This is a genomic window from Thalassobacter stenotrophicus (genome assembly GCF_001458315.1).
GTDB lineage: Bacteria > Pseudomonadota > Alphaproteobacteria > Rhodobacterales > Rhodobacteraceae > Thalassobacter > Thalassobacter stenotrophicus.
The window spans coordinates 44207-57138 of the sequence record NZ_CYRX01000010.1 but is presented as its reverse complement, the minus strand read 5'-3'; the positions used below and the strand labels follow the sequence as shown (position 1 = coordinate 57138).

Below are 12932 nucleotides of genomic sequence, written 5' to 3'. Positions count from 1 at the left end.
GAACAGATGTTCACAGCAACAATGAATTTCGGCCTCGGAGAAGAGATCGACGCGCTGCGTGATATGGTCCATCGTTGGGCACAAGAGCGGTTGAAGCCACGCGCGGCAGAAATTGACGCAACCAATTGTTTTCCCGAAGATATGTGGAAAGAGCTTGGTGAGCTGGGCCTTTTGGGCATTACCGTGCCAGAGGCGGACGGCGGGTCAGGCATGGGGTACCTCGCTCACGTGGTCGCGGTTGAGGAAATCGCCCGCGCAAGCGCGTCCGTTTCGCTGTCTTATGGAGCGCATTCAAATCTGTGCGTTAACCAAATTGCGATCAACGGCTCGGCTGAGCAAAAGGCGCGCTACTTGCCGGATTTGATGTCTGGGGCGAAGGTTGGTGCTTTGGCAATGTCCGAAGCCGGCTCGGGCTCAGATGTTGTATCGATGAAGCTGCGCGCGGAAAAACGTAATGATCATTACCTGTTAAACGGCACAAAGTACTGGATCACCAACGGCGGTGAAGCTGGCACATTGGTCGTTTACGCAAAAACCGACCCGGAGGCTGGTAGCAAAGGTATAACCGCATTTCTGATCGAAAAAGACATGCCCGGCTTCACGCAATCGGCGCATTTTGACAAATTGGGGATGCGAGGGTCCAACACGGTTGAGCTGGTTTTTGACAACGTCGAGGTGCCCTATGACAACGTCCTTGGCGAAGAAGGGCGGGGCGTTCAGGTCCTGATGTCCGGCCTTGATTATGAACGGGTTGTGCTGTCGGGCATTGGCACCGGGATTATGGCGGCGTGCCTTGATGAGGTGATGCCCTACGTGGCTCAGCGCAAGCAGTTCGGCCAGCCGGTTGGAAACTTCCAGCTCATGCAGGGCAAAATTGCGGATATGTACACCAAGATGAATTCTGCCCGGGCTTACGTTTATGCCGTTGCTGCCGCTTGTGATCGGGGTGAGGTGACGCGCCAAGACGCCAGCGCGTGCGTACTATATGCCTCGGAGGAGGCAATGAACGTGGCGCACCAAGGGGTGCAGGCCATGGGCGGTGCGGGGTTCGTCAACGACAGTGCCGTTGCCCGGATTTTCCGTGATGCCAAACTGATGGAGATCGGGGCAGGGACCTCTGAGATCCGTCGCATGCTTATCGGTCGTGAGATGATGGGAGCCATGTCCTAATGGGCGTTTTGACCTCATCGATTGTCGTTGGATCAGACACTTACAAGGCCAACGAACATGCGCACCTAGAAGCCCTTGGCGAGGTGCAAGAGGTGGCCGAGGCCGCGTTGCGTGGTGGCAGTGATGCATCGCGCGCGCGGCACGTTGAGCGGGGCAAACTGCTCACGCGCGACCGAGTGGATCAACTGCTCGATCCGGGCTCACCGTTCCTTGAGGTCGGTCTTTTCGCAGCGCACGGAATGTATGATGACGCCTGTCCTGCTGGCGGCATGGTGGCTGGGATTGGTCGCGTCTGCGGGCGCGAGGTGATGATCCTTTGCAACGACGCAACAGTTAAGGGCGGTACGTATTTTCCCGTCTCTGTTAAGAAACACCTCCGCGCTCAAGAGATTGCTGAGGCCAACCACCTGCCCTGTATCTACCTTGTCGACAGTGGCGGTGCGAACCTGCCCAATCAGGATGAGGTCTTTCCCGATCGTGACCATTTTGGCCGGATTTTCTTTAACCAAGCCAATATGTCCGCCAAAGGCATCCCGCAGATCGCAGCCGTAATGGGGTCGTGTACCGCTGGTGGTGCGTATGTGCCAGCGATGTCTGATGTCACGATCATTGTTAAGGAACAGGGCACGATCTTTTTGGCCGGTCCCCCCTTGGTCAAGGCTGCCACTGGCGAAGTTGTTAATGCCGAAGATTTAGGGGGTGGTGACGTTCATACGCGCCTTTCGGGTGTTGCGGATTATTTGGCGGAGAACGATGCACACGCGTTGGAACTGGTCCGCCAAGCAGTATCCTCGCTCGGTCCACAAAAGGAACGCGCGCTGCTAGCGGATCACGACGCTCCGCTGTTTGATCCGTCCGAATTGCTCGGCGTGGTTCCCGCCGATTTACGCACCCCATATGACGTGCGTGAGGTGATTGCACGGCTGGTAGACGGATCGCGGTTTGACGAATTCAAAGCGCGTTTTGGCACGACCCTCGTGTGCGGCTTCGCAGAGATTTGGGGCCAAACTGTCGGCATCATCGGCAACAATGGCGTCCTGTTCTCAGAGGCCGCATTGAAGGGCGCGCATTTTGTCGAATTGTGCTCTCAGCGCAAAATACCATTGATCTTTTTGCAAAATATCACAGGATTTATGGTCGGTCGCGCCTACGAAAGCGGCGGCATCGCGAAGGACGGCGCCAAGCTTGTGACCGCTGTGGCAACATCTGCGGTGCCCAAGGTGACGGTGCTGATCGGTGGTTCGTTTGGTGCTGGCAACTACGGGATGTGCGGGCGCGCGTATGATCCGCGGTTTGTTTGGACGTGGCCGAACAGTCGGATTTCGGTCATGGGCGGCGCGCAGGCGGCCGGTGTTCTGGCGACCGTAAAGCGCGATGGAATTGAGCGTAAGGGTGGCGAGTGGAGCGAGGAGGACGAAGCCGCATTCAAGCAACCCACGCTCGACATGTTTGAAGCCCAGTCCCATCCACTCTATGCCTCGGCGCGGTTGTGGGACGATGGTATTATCGATCCGCGCAAAACACGCGATATCCTCGGCCTTTCGCTATCGGCCTGTGCTAACGCGCCAATCGGGGACACCCGATTTGGCGTATTTCGGATGTAGGACAGGTTTATGGGAATTAAAAAACTCTTAATCGCCAATAGGGGCGAAATTGCGTGCCGAGTTATCTCCACTGCGCGTCGCATGGGGATCCGTACGGTTGCTGTTTATTCCGATGCCGATCGCGATGCGCAGCATGTGCGAATGGCGGATGAGACCGCGTATATTGGCCCCGCGGTCGCGCAGGAAAGCTACCTGAATATCGATAATCTAATTGCTGCAATCCGGCTTACTGGGGCGGATGCGGTTCATCCGGGCTATGGGTTTCTCTCGGAAAACGCCGCATTTGTGGAGGCTGTCGAGGGGGCTGGTGCCGTCTTCGTCGGCCCACCTGCGTCGGCCATCCGCGCAATGGGGCTTAAGGATGCGGCAAAGGCGTTGATGGCTGAAGCCGGCGTGCCGGTCGTGCCGGGGTACCACGGGGCGGATCAATCTCCTGAAGTTCTCGCGCAACAGGCCGCTGAAATCGGCTATCCTGTCATGATCAAGGCTCGCGCGGGTGGTGGGGGCAAGGGAATGCGCCATGTCACGCGCCCTGAGGATTTCTTGCAGGCGCTTGAAGGCGCCCAACGAGAGGGTGAAGCCAGCTTCGGCGATCCATCTGTTTTGATCGAAAAATTCATCACCCATCCTCGGCATATTGAAGTGCAGGTGTTTGCCGACAGCCACGGGAATTTTGTTCATCTTTATGAACGTGACTGCTCGCTTCAACGCCGTCATCAAAAAGTTATCGAGGAGGCTCCGGCGCCCGGAATGACGCCAGAACTGCGCGCACACTTGGGTGATATCGCCCTACGTGCTGCGCGGGCGGTCAAATATGTCGGGGCAGGGACGGTTGAATTCATCGTGGATGGCTCTGGCCCGCTAAGGGCCGACGGATGCTGGTTTATGGAAATGAACACGCGCCTTCAGGTTGAACATCCGGTCACCGAAGCGATCACCGAAATTGATCTTGTTGAATGGCAGCTTAACGTTGCTGCGGGCCTCCCGTTGCCGCTAGAGCAGGCTGATATCCCCCTTAGTGGACATGCGATGGAGGCGCGCATTTATGCCGAGGATGTCCCCAAGGGCTTTCTGCCTGCAACGGGGCGCTGTGCTCAGGTCGCGTTTCCGCCTGGGGCGTCCTTTGCGCACGGTGATATTCGGGTAGATAGTGGCGTGGCGCAGGGGGATGCGATCAGCGCCTGGTACGATCCGATGATTGCCAAGCTCATCACCCACGGTGATACGCGTGAGGCAGCGCTTTCGCGGCTAACGCAGGCTCTTGAAGATACGCGCATCGTGGGGCCGACAACGAATGTCACGTTTCTTCATCAATTGGCCTCTTTGTCTGCTTTTGAGACCGGAGCGGTCCATACCGGGTTGATTGAAAACCATCTGGATACGTTGACACAAGATAGTGAACCGGACGCGGCTTCATGGGCGCTCGCGGCTCTCACTATGTTGGATTTGCTTCAGGCACAGCCACTGCGCGGATGGCGTGCATGGGGGCAGGCGCGCTATGTTTGTCACCTTGCGCACGGTGATCAAAGCGTTGAAGTCGGCGTGACGGATGCCGGTGAGAGCGGTTACATCGTCGATGAAAGCCTTTACATCGTGGAAATGCGCGATGATGCCCGAATTCTTGTGTCACAGGACGATGGGCCGGGGCGCTCTTATCGCGTGCATCGTGACAAAGAGACTGTCACCGTCTTTTCTCAGAGCAAAGCCTTTGTCTTCAAACGGCGTCCGCAGGGCGGACAAGCAGAGGCAGCCGCAGGTGATGGCCGTATCACGGCGCCTATGCCAGGGGTGATCAAAGCAGTTTCATGTGCAGTCGGTGATCATGTTGAGGCAGGTACGCCGCTGATCGTGATGGAAGCCATGAAGATGGAGCACACACTCGTGGCCCCCAAAGACGGTGTCATATCGTCCGTCACAGTGGTTCCGGGCACGCAGGTTAGTGACAACGCCGTCTTGATTGAGTTCGAAGAGACCCAAGATGACTGATGTTCGAATTGTTGAAGTTGGGCCGCGTGATGGATTGCAAAATATCGCAGCCCTGATCCCGACGGAGAAAAAGATCGCGCTGGTTGACCTGTTGAGCAAGTGCGGTTTCCCCGAGATCGAGGTGGCCAGTTTCGTCAGCCCAAAATGGGTGCCACAGATGGCTGATGGGGCTGAAGTGTTGTCGGGAATGACACGTACGGCTGGCGTACGTTACACAGCCCTCACGCCGAATTTGCGGGGGCTAAAGAGGGCGGTTGAGGCGAAAGTTGATGGTGTCGCAATCTTCGCTTCTGCCTCAGAAGGTTTTAGCAAGGCTAATATAAACAAGTCTGTAGAGGATAGTATTCATCTATTTTCTGAAGTTGCAACGGAGGCCCAATCTGCTGGGTTGCCCGTTCGCGGATACGTCTCGTGCGTGACGGACTGTCCCTATGATGGCCCGGTTTCGCCCTCGGATGTGGTCCGCGTGGTTGAGGCATTTGCCGCTATGGGATGCACTGAGATTTCGCTCGGCGATACAATCGGGCAGGGCACGCCTGACCGGATCGCGGCAATGCTGGACGCGGTCTTGCTTGTTATGCCGGCAGCCCAATTGGCGGGGCATTTTCACGCAACGAATGGGCTGGCGCTTGATAATGTCGACGTGGCCTTGGAATACGGTTTGCGCATCTTTGATAGTGCCATTGGTGGCTTGGGTGGCTGTCCATATGCGCCGGGCGCGCAAGGCAATCTAGCCACAGAGGACCTTGTGGTACACCTTGAGAAACGTGGGTTTGAGAGTGGGATTAGCCAAGATGCTCTGGCTCAGGCATCGCAATTTGCCAAGACCTTAAAGGGACCAGAGTAATGGCGTATGAAACCCTGCATATCGCGTCAGATGGTTCTGGCGTAATGGTCTTGACACTCAACCGGCCAGAAAAACGGAACGCTTTGTCAGCCACAATGATTGCGGAACTGACTGATTTTGCAATAGAAATGGCCAAAAATCCGACCGCACGGGCCATTATCCTTCGGGGTGAAGGATCTGTTTTCTGTGCTGGTGGTGACTTGGGATGGATGCATGATCAGATCAAGGCTGATCGTGCGACACGGATCGTCGAAGCCCGTAAACTTGCCATGATGTTCAATGCTTTGAACGAAATGCCAGTGCCATTGATCGCGGAAATCCACGGGGCTGCGATGGGCGGCGGCGTGGGCTTGGCCTGTGTGTGTGACGTAGTGATCGCCGCGGATACTGCAACGTTTGGCCTGACAGAAACGCGGCTTGGGCTGATACCGGCGACGATTGGGCCGTATGTGGTTGCGCGTTTGGGCGAGGGTGCTGCGCGGCGTGTGTTTATGTCGGCTCGGCGGTTTGATGCGGCTGAAGCGCGGGCGCTTGGTTTGGTTGCGGACGTTGTACCTGAGGCCGAATTGAGCGCACGTGCGATGCAAGAAGCCGCGCCTTATCTGAAGGTTGCGCCGCGTGCTGTCGGCGCCGCGAAAGCGATGGCACGTAAGCTTGGGGCACCAATCACGACAGAGATCATCGATGCGTCGATTGAGGCACTGGCGGATACTTGGGAAGGCGATGAAGCCGCCGAAGGGATCGCAGCATTCCTTGAAAAGCGGGCGCCATTGTGGGATTGAGCTTCCTCAGGTCATAAGTCCCATAATCAATATTATGTATTCTACCTGACTTGCATAGATAAAGAGTGCTCCGCAAGTCATTGATTTAATTTATTGCATCCGCAGATGTTTGAGTTCTTCAATCGTCGTGCATCCGAGCTGCGCCATCGTGATTGAGACATCTTGCGCTAGCAAATCCCAGTATTGCGCCAGCGTTGCGGCCCCACCGGCTGCGCACGCGAATTGCATTCCACGCCCCAAGAACACGAACGATGCACCTTGGACATAGGCCTTCACAATGTCCTCGCCGCTTCGCACGCCGGTGTCATAGAATAACGGAAAGTCTGGACCGATTGCGTTGCGGATATCTAGCAGCGCTTCGATTGGTGGCACGCCGCTGTCCAGCTGACGGCCACCGTGGCTTGAGACTTGGATCGCATCAACACCAGCGTCGCGCAATTTGAGCGCATCGCCCACGTGACAAACCCCTTTGGCCACCAGATTGCCGTCCCACATCTGGCGGATACGCTTCAAAAAGCCCCAATCGGCGCGCGCGCGGCTTTCGGTGCGATCAAATTCCCAACCTGGTTCGGTGAAGTTGGCCATGTCCGGTTTGCCCGCGATCAATGAACCGATGGACCATTCGGGATGGAGCGCAAAATCAATGAACTGCGGCAGGCCAATCTTGAACGGCATTTTGAAGCCACGGCGCAATTCACGCGGTCTGCGACCGACCTCTGGCACGTCCAAAGTGACAATCAATGTCTTGTAACCGGCGTCTTTGGCGCGCTGAACAAGCCGCTCCGTGCCGGAACCATCACCGCTGAAGTAGAGTTGAAACCACGCATTGCCATCAGAGGCTTTATGCATATCTTCCAATGATGTAGACGCAACAGTTGATGCGCCAATGGGGACATTGTGTTGCGCTGCAATCTTGGCCAACATCAGGTCCGCGCCTGGTCGCGATAGATTGCACATCCCCATGGGCGCGATGCCGAAGGGCACCTGACAGAGCTGGTCAAAAACTGTGGTCGAAATATCCCGAGCGCTGACGTTGCGCAGAACGCGAGGGGTCAATTGAATGGAGCGGAGAGCCGCACGATTGCGCGCCTCCCCTGCCCCTGTGCCCGCGGCCCCATCGATATAGTCGAACACCATCCAAGGCAGATACCGCTGGGCCGCAGCCCGGGCATCTTCGTATGAATGAATGTCGGTTTTCCAGGGGCCGCGGATCATGGCTTAGGCTTTCACCGCCTCCATAAACCGATCCCGGATATTGACCGGGTCGCGAGTGATGACAGGTAGTTTGATGTTGCCGCTGTCGCATTTGCACACAATGATCGTCATCTTTTTGCTGTCGATCGCCTCTTGCAGCACTTTTCCGGTGTCGACGTCTTGGCATTCCACCACGTTTTCACAGCCACAGGCCTTGGCCACTGCGGTCAAGGACGTAAGTTTGCCGGCGTATGTCGGCTGATCACCGGTTGAACCGTAAGAGCCGTTATCAACGATCAAAAGGATGAAATTGTCTGCCACATTGTTGGCAATGGTAGGCAATGTGCCCATGTTGGTCAGGATTGAACCGTCGCCATCAATCGAAATAACGGTTTTGTCCTGCGCCAAAGCGACGCCCAAACCGATCGAACTGGCCAGACCCATGGTACCCAGCATGTAGAAGTTGGTGGGCTGATCATCGATAGAATGCAGCTCTTGGCTGGGCAGACCGATGTTACACACAACAAGATGCGGGCGCAGAATTGGTGCGATTTCGCGCAGAATTTCAGAGCGGATCATATCAGTAACCTCCCCAGAACGTCGCATCAGTCAGGATCGCGACGGGTTTGTTGCACATGAAGGTGTATTTCAGGATCGCGTCGAATTCTTCAACGTCGGCTTCCTTGTGAAAATGGTATGTCGGGATGTTCAGCTGTGCCAACAAGGCCTTGGTGTGAACGGCCATCTCCGCTTGGCAGGCCACTGGCTCTTTTAGCTCACCCCGGTACGAAATCAGCATCGGCAGAGGCATCCGGTAAAACTGCGTGAGGGTCACGAGCGTGTTGATTGTCACACCGATTGCAGTGTTCTGCATAATGATCGCCGGGCGTTTGCCGCCCATGAATGCGCCAGCGCACAGGCCCATGCCTTCGTCTTCTTTGTTCGACGGAATGTGGTAAATCTCGGGGCGCGCTTCGCACTCTTCGATAACGCCGCCGAGCTGTTTGCACGGAACCGTCGTAATAAAGGACACATCGTTTGCGACGAAATCGTCAACGATTTTCTTGCTTATTGACAAGGGCTTATACTCCTTGAGGGTGATGGCTCAAACCGAGCCGGATGTAGGGTTGAGGATAATTTTCGCAGCGGATGTTGCGCCGGCGCGGATATCAGTGAAAGCGCTTGCACCTTGTGAAAGCGGACGCATGTCGATCCAATCTAACCGCCCCATGCGACCATCAAAGATTGCCTGAGCAGTGTCTTTGAAATCCTGGGTCGTATAGGTGTAGATGCCCAAAAAACGGATCCCAAGAAGCGTCATGCGACGAATATCAAGGCCGCCTTCATCTTCTCCGAGCCCGATGTGCACAATTGCCCCACCGCGCGCGGCGCACCGACTGGCCGTAACACGGGTGGCGGCATAGCCGACCGCATCCACGACGATATCGGCGGTACCTTCATCCGGGGTTTCTTCAGGGCTCAGGATCGTGATGCCATCAAGGCTTTCGAGCCGTGCTCGGCGGATTGGGTTGGGTTCTAGAATAGACACCTTTTCAACGCCTTGCGCCTTTAGGGACAGTGCCGCGCCGACACCAATCGCCCCACCGCCCAGAACAAGGGCGGACAGCTCTGCCGTTGGTTGGCTAAAGCCGTGAAGCGCCTGCCGCGCCCCCTGCCATCCACAGGCAATTGGCTCCGCGAGGGCGGCATGCTCAAAAGGCACGTGATCAGGTACGGTGACCAAATTATGTGCAGGGATCGCGACATAATCCGCAAAAGCGCCTTCGCGGGGTGTCATGGAAATGATCTGTCGATGCGCGCAAAGGTTGGTGTGTCCTCGCTCGCAATCAAGGCAAACACCACATGCCATCAATGGGTTAATCGTCACGCGTTCGCCGTCACGGACGCCGCCGGTGATGATGCCTGCAGCCTCATGCCCAAGGATCAATGGCGCAGGACGCCGTGCGTCGTGACCCAGAAACGCGTGCATATCAGAGCCGCAAATTCCGGAGGCTTGAATTTTGACCAAAACCTCGCCCTCAGCGGGCACCGGATCAGGCACATCCATGTATGAAAGCGCTTCCACGCCTGTGTAAACCAAAGCCTTCATTTCGCTGTGAACCCCCCATCCACGTATAGCACCTGCCCCGTTACATACGCACTCGCGTCGGAACAAAAGAAGAGCAACGGACCGTCTAGATCCGCGGGCTCACCATTGCGGCCGATGCACGTCTGATCCGCAAGCTTTTGCGAAAGCACCTCGTCCTCGAACACGGGTCCGGTCAGTTCGGTGCGAAAAAAACCTGGCGCCAAAGCGTTTGCAGTAATCCCATAGGGCGACCAAGCCTCCGCCATTGCGCGTGTGACTTGGGCAATGCCGCCCTTGGACGCGCCATAGCTTATGCCATTGGGCATCGCACGTTCGGACTGCAACGAAGCGAAATTCACGATCCGACCCCAGCCGTTTTTCTTCATCCCCGGCATCAACCCCTGCGCCAAAAAGAAAGGCGTATTTAGGTTAAGTTCCAAGGTGCGATCCCAATCCTCGTGAGAGATCGTATCCGCGGGCATCCGCGTATTGATACCTGCCGCATTGATCAGAATATCAATATCACCGAACGGCTTACGAACCGCAGATAATGTATCACCTAAACAAGACCTGTCGCCAAGATCAGATGTTACGCAGGCAGTCTTGCCACCCACATCGGCCCGCCATTCCTCCAGCGCGTCAGCCCGCCGGGCAACGCCGACAACCTTGCATCCAGCAAAAGCCAGAGCCGTTGCGGCAGACCGCCCTAAGCCACTGCTGGCCCCCGTCACACAAGCCACCTTTCCGGCGATGTTCCAAAGGCCAGGAGCCATGATTATTCAGCCGCCGTCAGGTTGAAGTTTTCCCCGGGAAAGAACTTGGCCAAACGCGCATCCGCAGCGCGTGCGTGGCCTTCCATCCCTTCAAGCCGTGAAATACGCGCCGTCGCTTCGGCCACAGGCTTGCAGCCCTCTCGAGTGGCGCGCTGCCATGTCACGATTTTCATGAACTTGTGTACCGACAACCCGCCTGTGTACTTCGCCGCACGCGAGGTCGGCAAAACGTGGTTGGTGCCGGATGCTTTGTCGCCGAAGGAAACCGTGGTCTCTTCGCCCAAAAACAGCGAGCCATAGCAGCTGAGCGTGTCGAGCCACCAATCAAGATCTTCGGCCATGACCGTTAGGTGCTCAGGCGCGTATTCGTCTGAGGTCGCTGCCATCTCGGCGCGATCGGCGCAGAGGATGACCTCGGCATAGTCGCGCCACGCGGCTTCTGCGTTGTCGCGGTTCAATTCGGGCAGGTCCTCGATCAGCTTGGGCACCATCGTCATGACGGTTTCGGCCAAATCGCGGTCATCCGTGACCAACCAGACGGGTGAGTTGTAGCCGTGCTCCGCTTGGCTGACGAGGTCCGTCGCCACAAGGAAGGCGTCCGCGGTTTTGTCCGCAAGGATCAAGCTGTCCGTCGGGCCTGCAACCATGTCGATGCCCACGCGGCCAAACAAAATGCGTTTTGCTTCGGCGACGAATTGGTTGCCGGGGCCCACGAGGATATCGGCCTCGGGCAATCCGAACAGACCATAAGTCATTGCTGCGACACCCTGAACCCCGCCCATCGACAGGATTTTGTCCGCGCCACACAGGTGCGCGGCGTAGATGATTGCGGGGTTCACACCCTCACCGGGTTTGGGGGGGGAGCAGACGGTGATGTGTTTGCAACCGGCCACTTTAGCCGTTGTCACGGTCATGATTGCGCTGGCCACGTGGCTGTAACGCCCGCCCGGAACGTAGCAGCCCGCTGCTTGCACCGGGATGACCTTTTGACCTGCGATAAGGCCGGGAACAACCTCAAGCGTGACGTCTGTCATCGTGGTTTTTTGCGTCTCAGCGAAGTTGCGCACGTTGTTGTGTGCAAATGCGATGTCATCCTTCAATTGCTGTGGGACCTTAGCGGCAGCTGCCGCAATATCCTCGGACGTCAGCAAAACGGGACCGTCCCATTGATCGAACTTGGCGGCATAGCGCAGGGCCGCTTCATCGCCACCGGCCTGAATGTCATCAAGGATACCCATCACCGTTGCACGCACATCACTTGCGTCGGTTTGAGCCGTTTTCGTCGCTTTTTTCAGATATTCCCGCGTCATGAGCGCCTCGTTTTCAAAAGACCTAGAGATCGGAGTGCGAATCGTAATCTTCGCCTTGAGATCAATGTAAGCGCTTACATTGGCTCTGTGCAAGCGCTTACATTTGGGTTATGATGAACCAAGGATCGAAACGGGAGGCCGTCATGAGCACCGCCAAAGCAACTCTCAAGGATGTCGCTGAGCGCGCTGGCGTCTCTTCTGCCACCATTTCAAGGGCTTTGAATGATCCCGACAAGGTGGCGGCCGATACCCGGGCCAAGATCAATGCAGCCATTTTGGAGCTTGGATATACACCAAATTTCGGCGCGCGCGTGCTGGCGTCCAACCGGACGGGCACGGTTGGTGCCGTCATCCCCACCCTATCGAACGCGATCTTCGCCAGTGGTGTGCAGGCCTTTCAAGAAGTTCTTGATGAAAACGGCATCACGCTGTTGATCGCGACCACAGATTTCGATCCCGAGAAAGAGCTGTATCAAGTGCGCCAACTTCTGGCGCATGGTGCTGCGGGGTTGTTGTTAGTGGGAGCGGATCGTCCTTGGACAACGCTGGATTTCATTGAAAAGCACGGCGTGCCCCATGTATTGGGTTGGTGCGCCCATGCTGATAGCGACCAAACTTGTGTGGGTTTTGACAACGCGGCTGCCGCCTATGATGCAACGCAACGTGTGCTGATGCAGGGGCATCGACGCATCGCGATGATCAGCGGGGAATGTGCTTCAAACGACCGGGCGCAGGCGCGTTTGGATGGTGTGCGTCGGGCGATCTCGGATCATGGGCGTGGCGCGGCGCTTCTCTCGGTGACCGAGGCTAAATACCTTTTGCAGATGGGCGCTGAGGCGTTCGTGACCGCCTATTCAACCCGGCCGCACCCCACTGCGATCATCTGTGGCAACGATGTTCTGGCAGCGGGTGCGATGATCCAAGCGCGCGAGATGGGCCTTGATATCCCCGGTGATATTTCGATCGTTGGCTTTGATGATATTGGCTTGGCGCGGGCCGTTCACCCGGGCCTAACTACCGTTCGCGTTCCGCAAAGCGAGATGGGTCGTCAGGCGGCAGAGCAGCTCTTGGCCAAGATTTCAGGCGAAACACCGCCCCCTAACCCAGAGCTGCAAACCGAGTTTATCATGCGCGGCACCTTAGCGCCGCCCAAACAGGACATTGGGCTGCGTTAAAC

12 protein-coding genes are annotated in these 12932 nt (G+C 56.7%); 6 read left to right on the top strand and 6 right to left on the bottom strand.

Going from position 1 to position 12932, the window contains the following annotated elements:
- Positions 1-6: 6 nt before the first annotated feature.
- The 5 genes from THS5294_RS03485 to THS5294_RS03465 are packed head-to-tail and all read left to right on the top strand — an operon-like array spanning position 7 to position 6389.
- Positions 7-1170: an acyl-CoA dehydrogenase family protein gene (locus tag THS5294_RS03485; protein ID WP_058122639.1), complete on the top strand. Its 1164-nt coding sequence runs from the start codon at positions 7-9 to the stop codon at positions 1168-1170.
- Positions 1170-2774 carry a carboxyl transferase domain-containing protein gene (locus THS5294_RS03480; protein ID WP_058122638.1) on the top strand — a complete coding sequence of 535 codons (1605 nt, stop codon included), beginning with the start codon at positions 1170-1172 and terminating at the stop codon, positions 2772-2774. The genes THS5294_RS03485 and THS5294_RS03480 overlap by 1 nt, the downstream gene beginning before the upstream one ends.
- Positions 2775-2783: 9 nt before the next feature.
- Complete coding sequence (locus THS5294_RS03475; RefSeq protein WP_058122637.1) at positions 2784-4760, top strand: acetyl/propionyl/methylcrotonyl-CoA carboxylase subunit alpha; 1977 nt, start codon at positions 2784-2786, stop codon at positions 4758-4760.
- Complete coding sequence (locus tag THS5294_RS03470) at positions 4753-5607, top strand: hydroxymethylglutaryl-CoA lyase (protein ID WP_058122636.1); 855 nt, start codon at positions 4753-4755, stop codon at positions 5605-5607. The genes THS5294_RS03475 and THS5294_RS03470 overlap by 8 nt, the downstream gene beginning before the upstream one ends.
- Complete coding sequence (locus THS5294_RS03465; protein WP_058122635.1) at positions 5607-6389, top strand: crotonase/enoyl-CoA hydratase family protein; 783 nt, start codon at positions 5607-5609, stop codon at positions 6387-6389. Before THS5294_RS03470 ends, THS5294_RS03465 begins: the two co-directional genes overlap by 1 nt.
- Positions 6390-6479: 90 nt before the next feature.
- Here THS5294_RS03465 and THS5294_RS03460 read toward each other — a convergent pair whose 3' ends face one another.
- Genes THS5294_RS03460 through hisD form a run of 6 tightly spaced genes read right to left on the bottom strand, consistent with a single transcriptional unit; the run spans position 6480 to position 11755 of the window.
- Positions 6480-7604 (bottom strand): alpha-hydroxy acid oxidase, encoded by a 1125-nt coding sequence (locus tag THS5294_RS03460; RefSeq protein WP_058122634.1) that lies wholly within the window; start codon positions 7602-7604, stop codon positions 6480-6482.
- Positions 7605-7607: 3 nt separating this feature from the next.
- Positions 7608-8162, bottom strand: a complete 555-nt coding sequence (gene comE, locus THS5294_RS03455) for a sulfopyruvate decarboxylase subunit beta (RefSeq protein WP_038002915.1) — start codon at positions 8160-8162, stop codon at positions 7608-7610.
- Position 8163: 1 nt separating this feature from the next.
- Entirely contained in the window at positions 8164-8661 is a 498-nt protein-coding gene (locus tag THS5294_RS03450) for a decarboxylase (protein WP_058122633.1), read from the bottom strand.
- Between the two features lie 27 nt (positions 8662-8688).
- Positions 8689-9693 (bottom strand): zinc-dependent alcohol dehydrogenase, encoded by a 1005-nt coding sequence (locus tag THS5294_RS03445; protein WP_058122632.1) that lies wholly within the window; start codon positions 9691-9693, stop codon positions 8689-8691.
- The gene (locus THS5294_RS03440) at positions 9690-10445 is read right to left on the bottom strand and encodes an SDR family NAD(P)-dependent oxidoreductase (RefSeq protein WP_058122631.1); all 756 of its coding nucleotides are present in this window, start codon (positions 10443-10445) and stop codon (positions 9690-9692) included. Before THS5294_RS03440 ends, THS5294_RS03445 begins: the two co-directional genes overlap by 4 nt.
- Before the next feature lie 2 nt (positions 10446-10447).
- A complete protein-coding gene (hisD, locus tag THS5294_RS03435) occupies positions 10448-11755 on the bottom strand; it encodes a histidinol dehydrogenase (RefSeq protein ID WP_058122630.1) in 1308 nt (435 codons plus the stop codon).
- A 143-nt stretch (positions 11756-11898) separates the two neighbouring features.
- Here hisD and THS5294_RS03430 point away from each other — a divergent pair, with 143 nt between their 5' ends.
- Positions 11899-12930 (top strand): LacI family DNA-binding transcriptional regulator, encoded by a 1032-nt coding sequence (locus THS5294_RS03430; RefSeq protein ID WP_058122629.1) that lies wholly within the window; start codon positions 11899-11901, stop codon positions 12928-12930.
- Positions 12931-12932 lie beyond the last annotated feature (2 nt).